Genomic DNA, 22647 nt, shown 5'->3' with positions numbered 1-22647 from the left:
GTACTTAGAGTGCCTAAAGTTTCTTAATTGTGCAGCAAAAATACGAATTTAGTTATGAGTTAGAAGCACTTTTTAAAATCAACCGTTTAGTCAAATAATTAAACCTAATAAATAATAAAAATGCAGCAACACTAAGTGCTACAATAAGACCTATCCAAATACCTAAACTTCCGTATGCATCTTCTTTTCCTAAATAATAACTCACAGGAAAACCAACAACCCAATACGAAATAAACGTTATTATAGTTGGAATCTTAACATCTTGAAGTCCACGTAAAGCACCAAGCGCAATAACTTGAAGACTATCGCTAATCTGAAAAACAGCAGATGCCAACAATAACGTGGCTGCAATTTTTACAACCTCAGCCGTATCTAACGCATTTGCTGGATCATCTAAATCTACATATAATTTAGGAAGCATAGTATGAAATACCACAAAAAACAGAGCAAAAACAACTGCGAAGAAAAAGCCAATTAAAAATATGGATTCTGCAATACGTTTTAAGGCTTTAAAATCTTTTAATCCTTTTTGGTTACCAACTCTAATCATAGCAGCAACACTTAATCCTGTGGCTACCATAAAGGTCATTGAGGACAAATTTAAGGCTATTTGGTTTGCGGCTTGTTGGTTGGCACCCAATGTACCACTCAACCATATAGCTGCTGTAAAAATGGCTACTTCAAAAAACATTTGCATTGCACTTGGCAAACCTAAATTGCTCAATTTCTTTAAAGGCTGTTTTCTAAGTTGAAAGAATTTAATATTAGTAACAAATGCCTTAGATTTTGTGCGTTTAGCCAATAACCACCATAAATGCGCTACCATTACAAACCGAGATATTAATGTCCCAACAGCAGCACCAACAATGCCCATTTCTGGGAAACCAAACTTACCAAATATTAAAACATAATTGATTACCACATTAAGTACATTGGCAACAATGGTAGCATACATTGGGTATTTGGTAAGCGATAAACCATCACTAAATTGTTTAAAGGCCTGAAAAATAATTAAAGGAACCAACGAAAAAGCTACTAAATCTAAATACGGAATTGCTAAAGCAACCACTTCTTCGGGCTGATCCATTACGTACATTAAGGGTTTAGCAAATAAGAGCATTATAAATAGAAATAACCCTAAAACAGTGCATAAAAACAATCCATGTTTAAAAACTGATTTTCCTTTTTCAAAATTATTTTCGGTATCTGCTTCTGCCACTAAAGGCGTAATAGCTGTAGAAAACCCAATACCTAAAGACATGGCAATAAATATAAAACTATTACCTAATGATACTGCAGCAAGTTCTGCAGCACCTAACTGACCAACCATAACATTATCTACAAAACTCACAAAGGTATGACCCAACATACCTAACATTACAGGTGATGCTAATTTGAGATTGTACTTAAATTCTTTTGTGTAGTCACTTAAAACCATTTTGCAAAAGTAATACTTCGTTTCGCTATAACGGTCTAATTATTTCGCAAAATAATCTGAAATTCCGGATAAGATATTCTGTACAGCATAAGCAGCTAAAATTAAGCCCATAATTTTACTAATTACGGTAATTCCATAGCTACCGATGCGCTCTTGTACTTTAGTTGCAGCCAATAAAATTAAACTGGTTAATCCAATTACTATTAAAACTAAAAATGTGGTTAATATCTGTTCGTTAATGGTATAAATATGATTATCTGTTAATAATACAACAGCCATTATTGCTCCAGGCGACGCAATAGACGGAATAGCAACAGGAAATATTGTGACATGCTTATAATCTGAAATTTGACTTTTCTCCTTTTCGGGTTTACCATCTCCAAATATCATGGTTAAAGCAAACAAAAATAAGATTACACCACCAGAAATTTGAAACGCATCTAAAGACACCTCCATACCTTCTAATATAAGCTGACCAATAACAATAAAAAAGAGTAAAATTAAAAATGCTATACCAGATGCTCTAAGCGCAATTTTCTTCTTATATGTTTTATCAAACTCTTTTGTTGCCTCTAAAAATACAGGCACTGAACCAATAGGATCAATAACTGCAAATAGAAAAAAAATACTCGTTAAAATTTCTGCCATTTATCTAATTCTTTTGGCATGCGTTACAAAAGACAACCCTTGCTGACCTGCTGTAGACGTCATTACGCCTTCAAAAAGAGGTTCTGGTGCTTCTTTTGGTGTTTTCCAATCAAACAGAAAATTAGAACCTGTGCCACCTGAAATGTCTGATTCATCTATAACAATTTCAACGGTTTCTAAAGGTGCTAAAAACACAGGGTTTTTAATATAACTTTTTAAAAGTGTACCATGCGTATCGTAATAATCTGCATTGGTTAGATAGATTGTATCCGTCATACTTACATTTCTTAAACTTACCATTGCTGTAAGGTTATAGGTTTTGTGTTGCGAATAACTATAAATCTGAGAATATATAGACAAATATGAATGTCCAGTATTTAAAAGAGAATCTGCTATTGAAATAGAAGCTACACGCTCATTCCAATTAACCTTAATTGGTTCTTCTGGATCTAAGTTTATCTTATTTTCACAAGCATAAAAACCTAAAAGTATTACTGATAGAACTATTATTTTTTTCATGATGTAAATGTTATTTAGATAAGATAAAGATAATAGATTGATTTTAGTTGATAGAATTTATTTTTAGGATAATTAAGTGTTGTTTACCTATATTTAAATAACACTTAAGCTATATCTATTTAACAATATTAGAGCTTCTACTTTTTTAATAGTTTTATTAATGGTGCTCTATATTCTTCATCTTTTTCATTTAAATAAACAACGCCTTTTGAGAAATTAAAGTTTACATAAAGTTCTGAATAGTCTTCTTCGCCTTCTAAGAAAATCTTAAATCGGCTTTCTCCTATATTATAATTTGTCTTTTCTTGATTAAGATTAGCGCATGTAAAGGTTTGAGAATCCTTTAGCTTAAGGTTACTATTATTAAGTCCATATTTATAAGATAAAAAACTCAATAAATCATCACTTTCTTTTCCTTTTGAAACAAATTGAATGCCTTCACTTAAAAACATATTTTTAGGTTGACCATTAACAAATCCTGCAGGAATGTTTTTTTTTAACCTCACAATGAGACCAATAGTGTCTTTATTTACCATAGCACCAGTGTTGTACTCAAAATACTCATCTAACTCCTTAGTTTCTAATATGGTGAGAGGTACATCAACAAAACCATCTACTGTTTCTAAATTTGTTAGGTTGCTATTTTTTTGATTTTCATGTTCACAACCTAAAAGTCCTAATGTAAGTATAGAAAGGAGGAGTCTTTTTCTCATGGCTAAATAATTAATTGTTTAAGATATTGATAATAGATTGCATTTGGTTGGATGTGTATATTTTTAACATAGTTATGGTGTTGCGTTTAACCCTAATCGATATAAGTCCGTTATTCCTTATAATTTACATCAATTGTTAAGCCAAGTTAGTGTTTTTCAATAAGCAAATCAATACGTAAAACTACATGTTTTAAAGAAAATTATTACAAAAATATTTACGCTAAAAACTAACTATCAATCGCTTAGCTTCCTCAAACTCAGTAACCATATCCTCTACAATCTTAGCAACCGGTTTCACGTCATGTATTAAACCAGAAATTTGGCCAATTTCTAATTCGCCATCGTCTAAATCACCTTCAAACATACCTCGTTTAGCTCTTGCTCTACCTAGTAATTCTTTAAGTTGTTCTGTTGTTGGACCTGTTTTATATAAGTCTTGTACTTGGTTATAAAATTTGTTTTTTATTAATCTTACAGGTGCCAATTCTTTTAAAGTGAGTTGTGTATCGCCTTCCTTTGCCTCTACAACTACTTGTTTAAAGGCTTGGTGTGCAGAAGATTCTTCACTAGCTACAAAACGGCTTCCTACTTGTACACCATCTGCTCCCAAAACCATACAGGCTAACATGGATTTACCAGTGGCAATACCACCTGCTGCAATCAACGGAATTTGAAGTTGTTCTTTTACCATTGGTATTAACGTTAAGGTTGTGGTTTCGTCTCTTCCGTTATGTCCTCCTGCTTCAAATCCTTCAGCAACAACAGCATCTACACCAGCTTCTTGTGCTTTTAGTGCAAATTTTACGCTACTCACCACATGCACAACGGTTATCCCTTTATCCTTTAACCATTTGGTCCAAGTCTTAGGATTTCCGGCTGCTGTAAATACAATTTTTACGTCTTCTTCTACAATGATATCCATAATTTCCTTTAGGTCTGGATATAACATTGGTACATTAACACCAAAAGGTTTATCAGTTGCTGCTTTACATTTCTGAATATGCTCGCGTAAAACTTCTGGATACATTGAACCTGCACCAATTAAGCCTAATATACCTGAGTTACTTGCTGCTGAGGCTAGTTTCCATCCGCTATTCCAAATCATTCCGGCTTGGATAATTGGATATTTTATATTGAAAAGTGACGTGATTTTATTTGCCATGTTTAGAAATTAAATCTATTAAAATAGAGTATAAATTTCGACAATTCAAACGAGTTTCACGATTGAAAATAAAGATAATTTTAGTCCACTTTGTTCTCGCTACAATTTCTCATGTTTCGAAATCACTCGAACTGATGTAGTTTATAATTACTAATTAGAACTTTTAATAAACTTATACGTATTAGAATTATGGTTTGTAACTACTGTAATCATGTAAACACCTGAAACTAATTCTGAAACATCAATATAATTTGAATCTTGAGTGATGTATTGTTGTATCACTTCTTGCCCTATTTGATTACAAATAGAAACTTCAACTTTATTTACTGTTGATGGCATTTTAATATTTAACCTTGAAGGCGAAGGATTAGGGTAAATAGTGAAGGTTTCTAATTCAACAGCATCTACAGATAAAGCATTTGTTCTCGCTAAATCTAAATCTGGAATACCATAGCCTAAAAAATTATCTGGTGACGTGTATTGCGATGCAGATTCTCTAACCAAATTCATAACTTCAGTTGGTGAAGCATTAGGTATTGCTTGCCATAATGATGCAATTCCGCCACACATAATTGGTCCACTAAACGATGTTCCGTTATTTTGAACAATAGCATCAAATTGGTCTATAACAAAAGTTGCTCCTCCTCTGGCAACCACATCTGGTTTTTGATAACCCACTTGTGCTGAACTTCCTTGCGAACTAAAAGACACATAATTTCCGTCTGCATTTACAGCCCCAATACTTAATACATCTGGTGAATCTGCAGGCGAACCAACCGTTTGCCAAGCTGTTGCGCCAGAATTACCAGCACTTACTACTACTAAAATACCTTTTTCTGCAGCAATAGAAGCGCCTTTGGCAATGTAAGTAACTTGCCCATTCATATCTGCAGGTGTATAATCGTAGTTAGAGTTATCGTAATCTGTGTAACCCAATGATGTATTAATCATATCTACACCCAAACTATCTGCACGTTCTGCTGCTTCTACCCAATAACTTTCTTCTACAGGGTTTTCACTTGCTGAGTCTTCGGTTCTAAATAAATAATACGAAGCATCAGGAGCTGTACCAACGTATAGATTTTGAACAAAACCAGCCATTGTACTCAATACTTTTGTACCATGATTGTTTCCGGTAAAAGCATAAACATCTGAAACTCTATCTACAAAATCGTAACCATTTAGTAAATCGCCATTATCTCTTAAACGTTGAAAACCAGACATTGTGTTTACACTAGGAAAACCAGCATCCATTACAGCAATAGTAATGCCTTCTCCTGTAAAATCTGCTATATGCAAATTATCTGCATTAATCATTTCTACTTGATTTTGCGTGTCTCCATAAGTAAAAGCGATGGTTGAATTTTCTACTTCCCATTTATTTAAATTAGAAGTGTTTCTTGATGCTGCATTTAAACTTTTATTAGCAAAATCAATACGATCTACATAATTTAAATTACTAAGCGCATTAATATCTGCTTCTATACCTCTTACATGTATAGCATTAAACCATTTTGATTTTGCCATTACTGTAATCCCTGTCTGAAGTTTTAAATCTGAAATATAAGTTTCATTCACAGGCACATCACGTTCATCTATTGCTACATTATGATTCTGTTTTCTATCAATTGCTTTTTGCGTCAGTATACTTATAGGATTTGCAATTGAAGCAGCAACGTTTGGTTTGTCAGTTAGGTAAATCCATGCATCTTCTTGCGAAAAACCTTTTCCAATTACAAGAAATAGAAGTAATAATGTAAAAATGTTTTTCATGGATTTGCTTATTTAGGTTTAAAGTTTTAGTCAGTAAAAGAAACTAAACCTTTCAAGTTTTTAAATCTTGAAATAAAAATAACTCAATTAAAACTTCAATTGCAAGTTAAGTAATTGCTCGTAAAAATAATAAACTTAATCTTTTCACACTTATACTTAAGAAATTACTCCTGAACCTAATAATTCGTCTTCTATGTACCAAGCTACAAACTGACCTTCGGTTATTGCAGATTGTTTATTTTCAAATTCTACGTATAATCCTGAAGCGACTTTATACAAGGTAGCTTTTTCTAAATTTTGTCTGTAACGGATTCTTGCCATGACGTCTAAAGTTTCGTCTTCTTTTAAGGCTAAATCTTCTCTTACCCAGTGCAATTCTTCATTAGAAACAAACAATACATTTCTGTATAATCCAGGATGTTGTTTTCCTTGACCTGTGTATATAACATTTTCTTTTACATCTGTATCTATAACAAATAAAGGCTCTACAGTACCACCAACACCAAGTCCTTTTCGTTGACCTTTTGTAAAATAATGTGCACCTTGATGCTTACCTACCTTTTTTCCGTCGGTAATAGTATAGGTTGGTTTTTTAGACAAAAATTCTAATTCATTTTCTTTAGAATTGAATTCGGGAATTGCTCGATTGTAAATTTCAAAACTAGAATCAACCTCAACAATATCACCTTCTTTTGGTTTTAATTGTTGTTGTAAAAATTCTGGCAACCTAACTTTTCCTATAAAACACAAGCCTTGAGAATCTTTCTTTTCGGCAGTAATTAAATCTTGCGCTTTGGCTATTTCTCTAACCTCTGGTTTTTGTAATTCTCCAATAGGAAATAATGCTTTTGCTAATTGCTGTTGCGACAATTGACATAGAAAATAAGATTGGTCTTTATTATTGTCTGCACCAGCTACAAGTTGGTGAATTTGTTTTCCGTCTTTTTCAATGGTTGCTTTTCTGCAATAATGACCAGTTGCAACATAATCTGCACCCAATTCTAGTGCGATGTCCATAAAGACATCGAACTTTATTTCGCGATTACATAACACATCAGGATTTGGTGTACGTCCTTTTTCGTATTCATTAAACATATAATCTACAATACGCTCTTTATATTGAACGCTTAAATCTACAGTTTGAAAAGGAATACCCAATTTATCTGCCACCAACATAGCATCGTTGCTGTCTTCTAACCATGGACATTCATCTGAAATGGTCACAGAATCATCGTGCCAATTTTTCATAAATAGCCCAATAACTTCATAGCCTTGCTCTTTTAAAAGATAAGCTGCAACACTAGAATCTACACCTCCTGAAAGTCCTACTATAACTCTTTTCATAATCATTCCCTGTAAAACAGGAATCTCGTTTTAGTTTAAAAAATCTTAGTCTAAAAAACTTCGGCAAAATTACAAAATAAAAAAGGCAATCTTTATAAGATTACCATTTTCAAATTCTATAGACTGTATAGCTTAAAACTATTCTTTCTTATATATAATTTCGCCTGTGGTATGGTCTATTTTTTTATTAAGCTCTCCTGCTTTGTAATATTTCCAAATGCCATCTTTTTTACTTTGCTTGTAATTACCTTCAGAAACAACATCACCTTCAGAATTGTAATGAATGGTTTTTCCTTCTAAATCACCTTCTTTATAATTTGCATGTCTAAGCAAAACGTTTTGTTCTGAATACCATTTTGATTCACCATGCAACTCACCATTTTTATAGTTAGCGCTTTCTGCAACTTTTCCATTTTTGAAATAAACAAAACGCTCACCTTCTAATAATCCTTCCTCATTATAATTTTCGGTAATCATTATGGTTGAAGAATTTTTATGATAAAACACCCATTTACCAATAAAACGTTTGCCATTCATTTTCCCCTTACTTATCACCTTTTTAGTAGAAGCCAAAAAGGTAACATCTGCTATACTATCGCTTATATTAAAGACTTTTACAGCGCTCAGCACGCTTTTACCACCAGATAATGTATAGTATTTAAAGGAATCAACCTCCTTGCCATGGACAAAATACCCTTCGTAACGTTTTTGGTCAGTCTTATGGTAGTTTTTAGTCCATAAACCGTGACGTTTACCGGCTTTATCGAATTGATTCACTGTTTTTTGGGCATAAACAGTTGTTAAAGTTATTGTAAAAAAGAAGAGTAAAAATACTTTTTGTTTAATCATTTTGTAATTTCGTTAAACAAACTTAATATAGTTTGAATGTTGAACACTTTAAAAACTCAAAACAATGAAAATTATTTCAAAAAACTTCAAATTACTTGCAGTATTTCTATTAGCGGTTACATTTACTTCTTGTAGTGATGATGACGACAACGGAACAACAGCACCTACAACAGTTGTAGATATTGCACTTGCGAACAATTTAACATCTTTAGCCGCAGCATTAGAAGCTACAGATTTAGTAACAACTTTACAAGGTAGTGGTCCTTTTACAGTTTTTGCACCAACTAATGAAGCTTTTGCTGATTTGCTGGCAGCAACAGGATTAGATTTAGATAATTTATCTACAGCTGAAGAAGCTCTTGTTAGAAACATTTTATTAAATCATGTTATAATAGGTGAAACTATTAACTCAACAGCATTAGTAAACGCTGGTTCTGGTTACACTAACACAGGAGCAACGGGACCAAATGGAGAAAATTTAAGTTTATACTTTAATACAACTAATGGTGTAGTTTTAAATGGAGTCTCTACTGTTAATAACGCAGATAACACAGCTTCTAATGGTATAGTACATATTGTAAATGAAGTTATTGGCTTACCAACTATTGCAACATTTGCAACTTCTAATCCTGCTTTATCTACTTTAGTTGATGCTTTAGTTTATGCAGACTCAGGAACACCAACTGTACCTTATATAGATACAGTTTCTGACGCAACTGCTGGTCCTTTTACTGTATTTGCACCTACTAATGATGCTTTTGCTGATTTATTAACAGAATTAAACATTAGTGGTTTAGCTGATTTAGGAACAGCAACTGTTAATGATGTATTACTCTACCATATTGTAAGTGGAAATATTCAGTCTTCTGGTTTACCAAATGGAACGGTTGCTACGTTAGGAGGAGATATTACAGCAGACAATACTATGTTTACATTAACGGATGCTAATAATAGAGTAAGTAATATTGTTGTTTCTTTGGTAGATATACAAGGTATTAATGGTGTTGTACATGTGATAGATAAAGTTATTTTAACACCACAATAAAAAATAAAAAAGGTTGACAGCCTTATTTTAAGTTGATTGATAGTTAGTATGTAAAAGCTCAAACCTAAAAGTTTGGGCTTTTACTATTTAAAGTTAAGAGCAGCACAGTAGTTTTAATATAAACTGTGCGCAAAGCTTTCTAAGTCTCATCAGTTTTCTTTTAAGACAAACAGTCTAAATATTTAAACAAAAAAGCCCTAACGTATAGTTGTTAAGGCTTTTGTTATGTGAAATTATTGGTATTATTTTTTTCTACCCTTTTGCTGTGCTTGCTTTTGTGCTTCGGCTTGCTCCATCATTTCTGCCATTTTCTTTTGAAACTTGTTTTGTTTCTTTGGCTTTGTTTTGCTTACCTCAATTTTAGCTAGCACCTTTTCTTCGTCAATAATGTAGTTTTTAATTACTAACATTATACCAATACTAATTAAGTTAGATACAAAGTAATACAAACTTAAACCAGACGCATAATTATTAAAGAAAACTAACATTAATAATGGTGAGAAGTAAATCATATACTTCATCATTTTCCCCATATCTGGCATACCTTCTTGTGCTGGTTGCTGCATTGCGGTTTGCTGACCTGTTGTCATCTTCATATAAAAGAAAATAGCAACTGCTGCCAAAATTGGAAATAAACTAACATGACTTCCATAGAAAGGAATACTAAATGGTAATTCTAAAATAGAATCGTAAGAACTTAAATCGTCTGCCCAAAGGAAACTTTTCTGTCTTAAATCGAACGCTGTTGGGAAAAACTGAAATAAGGCATAGAAAACAGGAATCTGCATTAAACCTGGTAAACATCCACTTAATGGACTTGCACCTGCTTTACTTTGTATTGCCATTGTTTCTTGCTGTGCCTTAAGCTTATTGTCTTTATACTTTTCTCTTACAGCATCTAATTCTGGCTTTAATATTTTCATCTTAGCTTGAGATAAAAATTGTTTATACTGTACAAAAGACAACATTATCTTTACTAAAATAGTCATTACAATAATAGCAATTCCGTAAGGTAAGAAACCACTTAAGAAGCCAAACAATGGAATAAAAATAGCTTTATTTATCCAGCCAAAAATTCCCCAACCAAACGGAATACTTTGGTCTAAACCTTTATCGTAAACTTTAAGTGTCTTACTATCTGTAGGCCCATAATACAACCCTAAACTCTTATTTAGTTCTCCACCATTGTAAGCTAATGGCAATTTAGATGAGTATGTTTTTGTAAATAAAGTATCTATTTCTTCATCATCTACTAAATTTTTAGATGTCATGGCTACATCTTTAAACGGACTGTCATTAGCGACTAAAATAGAACTAAAGAAGAATTGTCTGTAAGATAACCACTCTACATCTTCAACAATTTCATCATCATCGCCCATTTGCGCTAATTTATCAACCTTACCATCATCATGCATATACGTTAATCTCGTATAACGGTTTTCGTAAGTGATACTTTTTGCATGACGAATCCCTTTTTGTTTCCAATCTAAAGTAATAGGCTGAGAAGTATTAAAAACTCCACTTAAACCTTGTGATTTAATTGAAAAATCAATCATATAATCCTTAGGTTTCAACTCGTAACGGTATTCTAAGAAAGCTGATTCTGAGACTTTAAGTTTCATAGAAACTACCGTATTCTCTCCACTTTTAGTTACGGTTGGCTCAAAAGGAAAATCTTGTGTATTTAAAGTTCTATTATCTGAAGTACCAAATGTAATATTAAAAGCACTGTTATTGTCTTTTACCAAATAAATTGGCACAGAATCATAATCTACAAAGTTCTTTAATTTAACCTGCGCTAAATGTCCGCCTTTATTATTGAATTTTAATTCAAAAACGTCCGTTTCTACGGTTGTTTGTTTGTCTTCTGCAGAAGGTAATGTTAATGCATAGGCAAAAGAACCAACTTTACTTTGTAGTGCAGCCTTTTGTGTAGAATCTAGAACTTGCGTATTGACGTAATCATTAGAGGTGGTAACTAAAGATTCCTCTTGCTTACTCTCCTTCTTTTCAGCTTCCACTTGTTCTTGCTCAGCTTTTTTCTGCGCCTCAATCTCTTCTGGTGTTGGCTGATTTTGGTACATCATAAATACAAAAATCCCGAATATGAGGATAAACCCAATTATAGATTTAGTGTCTAATTTCTTTTCTTCCATGTTTATTTTTCAGTTTTAGACCTGTCAAAATCTTAAAATCTAACAGGTCTTATATGGTAACAATTGAACAACCCAAAAAACTATCCAAAAGTTAATAGTGCGCCAAAGTGACACGTTTATAATTATTTCTTTTTCTTATATTTTAATGCAGCAGCTACAAATGACACAAATAATGGGTGTGGATTTTTTACTGTACTTTTATATTCTGGGTGATATTGTACACCAACAAACCAGTTATTTCCTGGTATCTCTACTATTTCTACTAAACCAGTATCAGGATTATAACCTGTTGGCATTAGTCCTGCTGTTTCAAATTGCGTTTTATAATCATTATTAAATTCAAAACGATGTCTGTGACGTTCTGTAATTAATTCAGATTTATACACCTTATAGGCTATACTATCTTTTTCAATTTTACAATCCCATGTTCCTAAACGCATGGTACCACCTTTATTAACTACATCTTTTTGCGACTCCATTAAGTTGATTACTGGATTTGATGTGTTTTCATCCATTTCTACAGAGTTGGCATCTTTGAGATTAAGGACGTTTCTGGCATATTCTATTACTGCCATCTGCATACCTAAACAAATTCCTAAAAACGGAATATTATGTTCTCTTACAAAACGAACTGCTTCAATCTTTCCTTCTATACCTCGCTCACCAAATCCTGGTGCTACTAAAACACCATCTAAATGACCGAGTTTAAATTCAATATTACTTTCAGATAAATATTCAGAATGTATAGGTTCTACAACGACTTTAACTTCATTTTCTGCTCCAGCATGTATAAAGGCTTCAAGTATAGATTTGTAAGAATCCTGAAGTTCTACATACTTACCTATTAAACCAATAGTAACTTCACTTTTAGGATTTTTATGTCGTTTTAAAAATTCGTTCCAACGTTTTAAATCTGGCACATCGCTTTTAAGTTGCAACTGATTTAAAACCACTTTATCTAAACCTTCTTCTAACATTAAGTTTGGCACATCATATATGGTAGATGCATCAATAGATTCTATAACGGCTTCCTTTTTTACATTACAAAAACGTGCTAACTTGGTTTTTAACCCATCGTTAAGTTTATGCTCTGTTCTACAAACTAAAATATCTGCTTGTACTCCACTTTCCATCAATGTTTTTACACTGTGTTGGGTTGGTTTAGTTTTTAATTCGCCTGCAGCAGATAAATAAGGCACTAAGGTTAAATGAATAACACACGTGTTGTGTTCGCCTAAATCCCACTCTAATTGTCTAACGGCTTCAATGTATGGTAAAGACTCAATATCACCAACGGTTCCTCCAATTTCTGTAATTACTATATCGTAATCACCAGAGTTACCTAAGATTTGAATTCTTCGTTTAATCTCGTCTGTAATATGTGGAATAACTTGTACGGTTTTACCTAAAAACTCACCGCGTCTTTCTTTATCTATAACACTTTGGTAAATTCTACCTGTTGTTACGTTATTAGCTTGTGAGGTTGGTACGTTTAAAAAACGTTCGTAATGTCCTAAATCTAAATCGGTTTCAGCACCATCATCGGTGACATAACATTCGCCATGTTCGTATGGATTTAAAGTTCCTGGATCAATATTTATATATGGATCTAACTTTTGGATGGTAATTCTGTAACCTTGTGCTTGTAGAAGTTTAGCTAGAGATGCTGCTATAATGCCCTTTCCAAGTGAAGAAGACACGCCTCCTGTTACAAAAATATATTTAGGGTTTGTAGTCATGATACGTTTTTAAACGCAGGCAAAATTACGAAATTTAATGACTTATTCCCTATTTGTTTATGGTTTGTTAATATGTTATTTTTTCTAATGTATTATGTTTTAAATTAAGAACTTAAATAATGAATTTCAAAGTGTTATAGATTACCTAAGATTTTTAATCTACAATCTACATTTAACTAATCTTCATTATTATAACAAGAAGTCTTGTTTATGTGGCATAAACTAACAACTTTTGTTATACAATTTGTCTTTTATTATAAATGCTTATTCTAAGCAAATAGATGTTCAATTTCTGTTAAATTTAGCTGCACATCCTTTTAGGACTTTATTTGTTAAATTGTTTTCAAACAAAGGCCACTATAACTCTACAGCTAATAAACAAAAAACTGTAATTTAAAATCAGTCAGGAATATTTACAATTCATTGTTCTACTTGTTTATGCATTTTTTAATTAACTTACAATAGTTTAAATAACCTTTGTAAATCTTCTTTTTATGACCGAACACTTAGAACAATTTTTTGCGAATCAATTCGAGTGTACCTCAAATGAAATTTCTGAGATAATAAAACACTCTGAATATGTTGAAGCTGCAAAAGATGAAATACTAATTGAAGAAGGTAAAGTATGTCGTTATTTATATTTAGTTACTGAGGGTAGTGTAAAAGCAAATTTTATTGATATAAATGGTCAAGAAACTATACGCTATGTTGCTTTTGAGAATCAATTAATTTCATCCTTACACAGCTTTATAAAACAAACACCTTCTAACGAATATATTACAGCAATAACACCAACAAAGTTATTAGCGATTTCTTATACCAACTTTAAGAAAGAGCTAAGCAAGAGTTCCGTTTTTAAAGATTTTTATATAAAAATGCTTGAAACCACATACCTTAATAATCATTGGCGAATAGAGACTTTTTTGCGTTTAGATGCGAAACAGCGTTATGAATATTTATTAAAAAATAACAAAAGGTTAGTGCAACGTTTATCTAATAAAAATTTATCTCACTTTCTTGGTATTACCCAAGAGAGTTTAAGCAGAATAAAAGCCAAAAAGTGATTTTATTTATCATTTGTCAATCTTTTTGATGTTATTATACATCAACTTTGTTACTTATTAACAAACTAAATAAGGTAACAATGGAAACAACAAAAAACATTAAAGTTATTATATTACTAATAACAGTTTTAATCGGAAGTGAAACTAGTTTCGGACAAGAAAACATAAACCAAGTTTCAAAAGAATACTCAGTAGTAAAAAGGGTAGATAATTTTAACCAGCCTACAACATTTTACCCTACAATAGCAATACCTGTCAATGGTGCAATTAGTGAAAATGTTGTGACTTCTACAAAAAGAGTTTTGAATAAAGAAAAGCCTTTTCTAAAAAAAGGTGTAGTAAAAACTATAGGTGAAGACAATTTAAGCACATGGCAAATGACAAGTGATGAAGGCGGAAACCCTCAGAGCGCACCTAACCCATTAACATACTTTACTTCTGGAGCTGCATCAGACTTATTAACTCAATTAGAAAGAGGTATTCAAATAATGAATTTGGAGGTTAAAGAGGTAAAAGTAGAAACAGAATTCTTTTTTAGATGGAGCGATATTATGACTGATGATTGGGCTGGTTTTACAGACAAAATAGTTACTAATATTATTATAGATAGTGATGAGCCAGCCGAAAACATCATAGCATTAAAAACAATGGCAATTAAAGCTTGGTCCATCGGTGAATCCTTGGCTAATAAAACTAAAATAGATGCAGCAAATATAATTAATGGAGATGATTGGGATGGAAAAGCAGCGCAACCAGGCCAAATACCTTCACCAGTTTCTATCGATAATGGACTCACTATTACCAATACAACTCCAGCTTTACAATTGGAGACCATAAAAGTAAAAGCAGATCTTGAAATGGACATGAATGATTTTCCTAAAGAAATGAAATTTTCTGAAATCGGTATTGTAGAGTCAGCAAATGATAATGAACATCCATATCTACATAGAATTAGAGCCAAATCACTTACTAAAAACTACGAAACTTGGGAACTATATGCTGATGATAGTCGTGGCTACGAAGGCCTAAATAAAGCACCTACATCGAGAGAATACTTTACTTTAGGTACATCGTTTTGTTTAATGAGTCAGCTTACTCCTAATATGATGTACTTTAAGAAAAAGGGAATAAAAATTGATGATTTTAGTGTTGAACATCAGTTTAATTACATTGAAAACAATTTTATGACACCATCAATGACAGGAGAGATGACAGAGGTTACAACGAGAATTTTAGTTAAAAGTGATACAGATGAAAATTCAGCAAATCAATTTGCTAACCAATCGCTTCGTTGTTGTTTTGCCGGAGAAGGTATTGTACAAGAAACTGAAATGGAAACTAATATATATCTAAACGGAAAACTTTTAAATTAAAAACTTATGTTCAATTTTAATTTAATTCAATAAAACCAATAAGACCTATTTTAAAACTACTTAATTTAGAATAGGTCTTACCTCATATTAAAAAAACAATCAATATCATTTACTTTCTTTATGTAAATGAATGATTTTATCATTGGTCAATGTTTTCCAAATATTTTCAAAGGAATTTTGAATCAAACACATTCTAAAATTATTGAATATCAAAAATAAATAAAACAGATAATGGGAATAGTTGAATCTATAATGAAAAAAGTGCTTGAAAAAGGAATAATAACACAAAAAACAAAACTGTCTCAATCCGTTTATAAAATCAGAATAAAAAGTGATAGTATAAGCAATATTGAATTTATTCCTGGTCATTTTTTAAGATTAGGAGTCGGTATAGGGAAAGATGATATTCCCATGAAGGATAAAGTAAGAAGTTATAGTGTTTGGGATATTGACAGAAATCACAAAACCATGGATTTGGCCATTGCAACCCATGGTAATGGCATAGGAACAAAGTGGGTTGAAAACTGTAAACCTCAAGATACAATTCACTTTAAATGGAAAAAAGGAAAATTTACTATAGACCAGTCGGCAGATAGTTATTTAATGATTGGTGATTTATCTGCATTGTCTCATCTCTATATAATTAATAGAAATCTACCTAAAGAAAAACACGTAGAGAGTATTATTTACAGTCAAAACATCAATGAATTATTCACAGATGTGGACGGTACAAAACCTTTTCAGTTTTACCAAATGCAACTAAACCCATACAACGAGATAATTGATAACCTTCAAGGTTTAATTAATAAAATGCAAGGTCGAAAAATGGTTTATATCGCTGGAGACAGCAGAATATGTATCGCTTTAAATAATTATTTTAGAAAAAACCTAAATTGGAAAACAGAGCAAATCAAGACTAAACCATTTTGGAACCCAAATAAAAAAGGATTGGAATAATTTAAAATGTTAGTTTGTTTAAACCAACAAGTTTTCTTACTATAGAGCTTGAAAGAAAATACAACCAATGATTTGCACATTTTACTCACACCAATTAGGATTAGAAAAAATAGTAGAAACACTTAAAAGTAATATTCCTAAAGCAAAAATTTCATATTCAGAAATAGATGATTTTAAAGTTGTAGAAATAAAAACAAAAGGTGGTCTATTCTCCTCTGACGCTTTCCTAAAAGTTTCTTACAGAGAACGACTGCAACCAGATTATCAAATTCATGACACAGAAGATTGTCCATTAAACGAAAACTTAAAAGGACTTTATGGCTTTGTATCTTCTTTACCAACAAACAATGAAAAAGTAAAGGAATTATTACTACGTAAAGTTCAGACTTTAAATTCTGAGTTCTCATTTATTCAAGAAAAAGGCACAACCAAAAACCTAAAAGAGATTATAAAGCAATTAGCAAAAGCATTTGACCCTATTATTTTTGCACAACCAAATACTATAATTTCTAAATCAAGCAATCAACATTTTTTAGATACCAATCTTAATTTAATTATTGACCCAAGTGGTAATTGCGAAATTGATGATTTAAATGTTTCTATTGATTCTAAATATTATGATACTGAGCCTACAGAACTAACAGAAGACCAAACAACTCGCAAAGCTAATAATGAAAGAATTTTAGAACAGCAGCAAGTAAAAATTAACTATAATTTACCCTGTATAGAAAGTGAAAACGAAACTACTATTAGAACTGCTAAAGAAATTGCCGAACGAGTATCTGTATTAACCATTACAAATGGAGTAGCTTTTAATAACATTACAGGCGACAAAGCCATAGAAGTTTTAAAACATTTCAATTTGTGGGATAAAGTAACACCAAAGGAAATAGATTTTTTAGAAAACCCAACAGACCAGAAAAAAAGTCAAGAAACATGGAAGTGCGAAGGTATTTGGACATTAATGTGGGCTTTAAACATTGTTGATAATTTAGGTTTCCCAAATGAAATGGCTGACTTAAATAATATCCCAATAGAAAATTATCCTATTGGTAATAACAAAGACCCAAATGACTTTATAAACGCTCAAAAAAACATAAGAACTAAAACCGAAATATTAAACGCAAATGATTTGTATTACAGATTAGATTGGGCTTGTGTTGATGCCAGAATAAATGGTAGACAAATTACAGAGGTCAACAGTGGTGTAGTTTACGAAAGGCATTACACACTTAATTGGCTCATAAATTATATGAATTCAGATTGGGATGATGTAACATGCGATACTTAAAATTAAAGGCATATAACAACTATTTATATTCACTTTTTAAGAATATAGAATAGAAATAGCATAAAAAAAGTCGGAAAAGATTATCTTTTCCGACCTACTGATTTATTTATGAGTATGTTAACTAGTTAAAATAAACTAGTTGTATTTTTTTATTATATGCTAACGTACTCTACAAAAGTCTTACCTTCAGATCTAGTTACAATTTTGTAGTTACCTTTTTTAGTTAATTTAAACATTCTTTTAATGTCTTGAGTTCCCTCAATAGTTTCGGAATGTAATAAACTATAACCTTCATTATCAAAGTAAATCTCAATTTTTACAGCTTTCTTGTTTAAAGTTAATTTTGAGATGGATACTACATTATCATTTAATTTAACAAATGGTTTAAAAACAGTTACTTCGTTTTCTTTTTGAAACTTAATTTTGTTCTCTTCTACTGAAAAAGGAATAGTCTTAAGTATTAAATCTTGAGATAACTCAAAATGGTAATTTCCATCTGGCAACTCTGTTAAATCAAATCCTTTAATATAATCTCCAGTGTTTTCAATCATTTCACTATATAAAGTAAGACCAAAAGCATCTTTAACTGATAATTCGTTTCCTTCATTAACATTAGTTAATGTTAAGATTGTTTTTGTAGCATCTTTAGACATTCTTAAAGTAGAATGGGCATTTGTAAATAAAGAAGTAAAAAGTACTACTATTACTAAACTGTTTTTTAATATATTTTTCATAATAAATTGTTTTAATGATTACACTACAAATGTATAAGAGATTTAAGGGCTACAAAACACCATATTTGACCAATTTATACTCAAAATTACCCAAAACACAACACTCAAACCTACCGATTGTTAATATAGAGCATAATTTAGTTAGATTTGTGTATAATTTCTAAAAAGAAGGAGCTAACTTTGCATAAAATATTTGCAATGATTATTAAAAAACCTGTTTTAAAGAAACTAAATTCAGAATTCGGAAATTCAATTCTAATTGTACAACGTAACGAACGATTAGATAGTAAAACTGCATTTTGGCACTTTCATCCAGAAATTGAATTACATTATGTTAATCAAGGTCATGGTAAACGCCATGTTGGAAGCCATATTTCATACTTTAATAACAGTCAGCTCTTATTAATAGGAGCAAATATTCCGCACAAAGGTTTTACAGATGGTATTACAGATAATGGTAAAGAAACTATTATACAGTTTAAAAAAGAATTTTTAGGAGATTCGTTTTTTGATGTTCCAGAAATGAAAGACATCAATAACCTGTTTGAAAGAGCAAATAAAGGTTTATTATTTAATCCGAAGATAAAAAAGGAGCTTGGTCCAAAAATAGAAGAATTGATAAACTATGAAGGCTACCATAAAGTTGTAAAGTTCTTAGATATATTACATGAGTTATCTATTACTGATGAGTATAGAGTACTAAACCCTGAAGGTTTTAACTTTGAAGTAGAGCCACAGGATACTGCTAAAATGGATATCATTTATAAACATGTTAACAATAACTTTAATAGACAAATTCCTTTAGACGAGATTGCTGATGCTGTAAGTATGACGGTTCCTGCATTTTGTAGATATTTCAAAAAGATAACAGGAAAAACATTTACAAAACTCGTTAATGAGTATAGAATAGTACATGCCACTAAGTTATTACAAGAAAGCGATATGAGTATCACTGATATATGCTATGAATGTGGTTTTAATAGTTTTTCTCATTTTAATAAAGTCTTTAAAGAAACTACAGGAGAGAGCGCTTCTAAATATAGAAGTAACCTTAAAAAACTGGTTCAATAATTTCCCAAATCTTATTTCTATTTTTAAAGCATTTAAAAAAAAACGTTTTTTTAATCTACAACTTGAAAAAAACCTAGCATTCTACAACGTTAAAAAAATCTAAAACTAGCCAAACGGCTTTCTATCTTTTCTATATTTGAGGCGCAACTAACTAACAAACCTCATGTACAAAATTAGACTATGTCTATTGCTTATTATAAGCTCTATTGTTTCATTACAAGCACAACAACCAAAAAAATACAATTCTTCTGAGATATATGAAGCCGTTCAAAAACTTAATGTTTTAGGTTCCGTTTTATACATTGCTGCGCATCCAGATGATGAAAACACACGCTTAATTTCTTATATGTCTAATGAAGTTAAAGCACGTACAGCCTATTTATCTTTAACAAGAGGCGATGGTGGGCAAAATCTTATTGGTCCCGAAATTAGAGAACTTTTAGGCGTTATTAGAACACAAGAATTACTAGCTGCTAGACGAATAGATGGTGGAGAACAGCGTTTCTCTAGAGCTAACGATTTTGGTTATTCTAAACATCCAGATGAAACCCTAGAAATTTGGAACAAAGACGAAGTATTATCAGATGTGGTTTGGGCAATCCGCACATTTAAACCAGATGTCATCATTAATCGTTTTGACCATAGAAGAGCCGGACAAACACATGGACACCATACTGCATCTGCCCTTTTAAGCTTAGAAGCTTTTGATTTAGCTTACGATGCATCTAAATATCCTAGTCAATTAAAACTTACAGAAACCTGGAAGCCTAAACGATTATTTTACAATACCAGTTGGTGGAGATACGGAAGTCAAGAAGAATTTGATAAAGTAGATAAAACCAATATGCTCAATTTTGATATTGGCGTCTATTACCCAAGTAAAGGTATGTCTAACAACGAAGTTGCATCTTTAGCAAGTAGTCAGCACCTTTGTCAAGGTTTTGGACGATTATCGCAACGTGGTTCTCAACAAGAATATATCGAATTTTTAAAAGGACAACCTCTAGATAAAAAAGACAATATTTTTGAAGGTATTGATACATCTTGGAGCAGAGTTAAAGGCGGAAAAGCAATAGAAGTTATTTTAAAATCAGTAGAAAACAATTTCAATTTCAAAAATCCTGCTTCACATCTACCAGAGCTTTTAGAAGCTTATAAATTAATTCAAAAATTAGACAATAAACACTGGAAATCTGTTAAAACAAAAGAAATTAAAACCATAATTGAAGCCTGTACTGGCTTATACCTTGAAGTTTCGGCTAACACACCAAATGCAGCACCAAACTCTGATGTGACTTTAAATATGGAAGTTTTAAACCGAAGTTCTGCTAAAATAGATTTAGTGTCCTATAAGCTATCTACTTTAAATAACGGTATTTCTAAAAATATGGTTTTAGCTTCTAATCAAAAATTAAATTTTAATGAAGCTATTACCATTCCTGCAAAGAGTGGTTACACAACACCTTATTGGTTAAATAAACAAAGTACATTAGGCATGTACAATGTAAAAGCCCAAGAATTAATAGGATTACCAGAAACACCAAGAACCGTTTTTGTAGATTTTAATTTAATGATTGCTGGCACACCAATTAGTTTTACAAAGCCTGTAATTTACAGATATTCTAAACCAGATAAAGGCGAACTTTATAGACCTTTTGAAATTGTACCTATTGTTTCGGCTAGCTTAAGCGATAAAGTCTACATCTTTGAAAACGACCAACAAAAAGAAATTGAAGTTACCGTAAAAGCTGGTAAAGATATAATAGAAGGTTATGTGCAATTAGCATATCCTAATGATTGGGAAGTCTTTCCACAAAAACAAAAAATTGAAATCGTTAATAAAGGTGATATTCAAAAAGTGGTATTTACTGTTATTCCTCCAAAAAATCAGAGTGAAGGCTTAATTACTCCAATGGTAAATATTGATGGCGAATTTTACACAGATGAACTTATAGAAATCGATTATGCTCATATTCCATTTCAAACCATTTTAATCCCAAGCGAAAGCAAAGTAGTGCGATTAAACATCGAAAAACGAGGTAATAACATTGGCTATATTGAAGGTGCTGGTGATGTTGTACCAGAAAGCTTAAGACAAATTGGCTATAACGTTACCATCATTAAACCTGAACAAATCTCACCAGAAAACCTTACTAATTTTGATGCTATAGTTGTTGGCATTAGAGCTTACAATATTGTGGATGAATTAAAGTTTAAGCAAAAATTCTTGCTAGACTATGTTAAAGAAGGCGGTAATTTAATCATTCAATACAATACCAACAGAAGACTTAAGGTGGATAATATTGCGCCTTATGATTTAAAATTATCTAGAGATAGAGTTACAGACGAAAATGCAGAGGTAAGAATTTTAGAACCAAATCATCCTATTTTAAATTATCCCAATAAAATTACAATTGAAGATTTTAAAGGTTGGGTACAAGAACGTGGCTTATATTTTCCTAATGAATGGTCGGAAGAATTCACGCCATTACTAGCTTCTAACGATAAAGGTGAAACTTCTAAAGAAGGTGCTTTACTGGTTGCAAACTACGGAAAAGGCAACTATATTTATACAGGTTTGAGCTTTTTTAGAGAATTTCCGGCTGGAGTATTAGGTTCTTACAGAATATTTGCTAACTTGTTATCCGCAAAAAAATCCGATAAACAGTAACTAAATAATAGCAACATAATAACCTTAACAACCTAATACTACAACCACAGAATCAACTTAAAACTAATCAAATGCAAAACCAAAACAACCCTCAGCCAAA

The 22647-nt window shown here is 31.7% G+C and carries 18 protein-coding genes; 7 read left to right on the top strand and 11 right to left on the bottom strand.

Going from position 1 to position 22647, the window contains the following annotated elements; all coding sequences use genetic code 11:
* Positions 1–52 precede the first annotated feature (52 nt).
* The 8 genes from HNV10_RS12920 to HNV10_RS12885 all read right to left on the bottom strand — a co-directional run bounded on the left by HNV10_RS12920 (position 53) and on the right by HNV10_RS12885 (position 8446).
* Positions 53–1438, bottom strand: a complete 1386-nt coding sequence (locus tag HNV10_RS12920) for an MATE family efflux transporter (RefSeq protein WP_173301801.1) — start codon at positions 1436–1438, stop codon at positions 53–55.
* Positions 1439–1477: 39 nt separating this feature from the next.
* Positions 1478–2086, bottom strand: a complete 609-nt coding sequence (locus tag HNV10_RS12915; RefSeq protein ID WP_173301800.1) for a MarC family protein — start codon at positions 2084–2086, stop codon at positions 1478–1480.
* Positions 2087–2605 carry a DUF3124 domain-containing protein gene (locus HNV10_RS12910; protein ID WP_173301799.1) on the bottom strand — a complete coding sequence of 173 codons (519 nt, stop codon included), beginning with the start codon at positions 2603–2605 and terminating at the stop codon, positions 2087–2089. It abuts the gene before it with no gap.
* Between the two features lie 137 nt (positions 2606–2742).
* Positions 2743–3318 carry a hypothetical protein gene (locus HNV10_RS12905; RefSeq protein WP_173301798.1) on the bottom strand — a complete coding sequence of 192 codons (576 nt, stop codon included), beginning with the start codon at positions 3316–3318 and terminating at the stop codon, positions 2743–2745.
* 220 nt (positions 3319–3538) lie between these two features.
* Positions 3539–4480, bottom strand: a complete 942-nt coding sequence (locus HNV10_RS12900) for an NAD(P)H-dependent flavin oxidoreductase (RefSeq protein ID WP_173301797.1) — start codon at positions 4478–4480, stop codon at positions 3539–3541.
* Positions 4481–4630: 150 nt separating this feature from the next.
* Positions 4631–6253, bottom strand: a complete 1623-nt coding sequence (locus HNV10_RS12895; protein ID WP_173301796.1) for a S8 family serine peptidase — start codon at positions 6251–6253, stop codon at positions 4631–4633.
* Positions 6254–6409: 156 nt separating this feature from the next.
* Complete coding sequence (gene mnmA, locus HNV10_RS12890; protein ID WP_173301795.1) at positions 6410–7597, bottom strand: tRNA 2-thiouridine(34) synthase MnmA; 1188 nt, start codon at positions 7595–7597, stop codon at positions 6410–6412.
* Between the two features lie 138 nt (positions 7598–7735).
* Entirely contained in the window at positions 7736–8446 is a 711-nt protein-coding gene (locus HNV10_RS12885; protein ID WP_173301794.1) for a toxin-antitoxin system YwqK family antitoxin, read from the bottom strand.
* Between the two features lie 64 nt (positions 8447–8510).
* On the opposite strand from HNV10_RS12885, the gene HNV10_RS12880 reads away from it, so the two are divergent.
* Positions 8511–9491 (top strand): fasciclin domain-containing protein, encoded by a 981-nt coding sequence (locus HNV10_RS12880; protein ID WP_173301793.1) that lies wholly within the window; start codon positions 8511–8513, stop codon positions 9489–9491.
* A 242-nt stretch (positions 9492–9733) separates the two neighbouring features.
* Here HNV10_RS12880 and yidC read toward each other — a convergent pair whose 3' ends face one another.
* Positions 9734–11647, bottom strand: a complete 1914-nt coding sequence (gene yidC, locus HNV10_RS12875) for a membrane protein insertase YidC (protein WP_173301792.1) — start codon at positions 11645–11647, stop codon at positions 9734–9736.
* Between the two features lie 122 nt (positions 11648–11769).
* The gene (locus HNV10_RS12870) at positions 11770–13386 is read right to left on the bottom strand and encodes a CTP synthase (protein ID WP_173301791.1); all 1617 of its coding nucleotides are present in this window, start codon (positions 13384–13386) and stop codon (positions 11770–11772) included.
* A 494-nt stretch (positions 13387–13880) separates the two neighbouring features.
* Here HNV10_RS12870 and HNV10_RS12865 point away from each other — a divergent pair, with 494 nt between their 5' ends.
* From HNV10_RS12865 to HNV10_RS12850, 4 genes are all read left to right on the top strand, one after another.
* Entirely contained in the window at positions 13881–14450 is a 570-nt protein-coding gene (locus tag HNV10_RS12865; protein WP_173301790.1) for a Crp/Fnr family transcriptional regulator, read from the top strand.
* A gap of 80 nt (positions 14451–14530) precedes the next feature.
* On the top strand, positions 14531–15823 hold the full coding sequence (locus tag HNV10_RS12860) for an OsmC family protein (protein WP_173301789.1): 1293 nt from the start codon (positions 14531–14533) through the stop codon (positions 15821–15823).
* Positions 15824–16054: 231 nt separating this feature from the next.
* Complete coding sequence (locus tag HNV10_RS12855; protein ID WP_173301788.1) at positions 16055–16780, top strand: siderophore-interacting protein; 726 nt, start codon at positions 16055–16057, stop codon at positions 16778–16780.
* A 67-nt stretch (positions 16781–16847) separates the two neighbouring features.
* Complete coding sequence (locus HNV10_RS12850; RefSeq protein ID WP_173301787.1) at positions 16848–18071, top strand: DUF4272 domain-containing protein; 1224 nt, start codon at positions 16848–16850, stop codon at positions 18069–18071.
* A gap of 152 nt (positions 18072–18223) precedes the next feature.
* Here the strand turns inward: HNV10_RS12850 and HNV10_RS12845 are convergent, their stop codons facing one another.
* Complete coding sequence (locus tag HNV10_RS12845; protein ID WP_173301786.1) at positions 18224–18805, bottom strand: hypothetical protein; 582 nt, start codon at positions 18803–18805, stop codon at positions 18224–18226.
* A gap of 198 nt (positions 18806–19003) precedes the next feature.
* On the opposite strand from HNV10_RS12845, the gene HNV10_RS12840 reads away from it, so the two are divergent.
* Complete coding sequence (locus HNV10_RS12840) at positions 19004–19876, top strand: AraC family transcriptional regulator (protein ID WP_173301785.1); 873 nt, start codon at positions 19004–19006, stop codon at positions 19874–19876.
* A gap of 163 nt (positions 19877–20039) precedes the next feature.
* Positions 20040–22547, top strand: a complete 2508-nt coding sequence (locus HNV10_RS12835) for a PIG-L family deacetylase (RefSeq protein ID WP_173301784.1) — start codon at positions 20040–20042, stop codon at positions 22545–22547.
* Positions 22548–22647 lie beyond the last annotated feature (100 nt).

Source organism: Winogradskyella litoriviva, from assembly GCF_013249065.1.
GTDB lineage: Bacteria > Bacteroidota > Bacteroidia > Flavobacteriales > Flavobacteriaceae > Winogradskyella > Winogradskyella litoriviva.
This window is presented reverse-complemented; position numbering and strand designations above follow the sequence as displayed.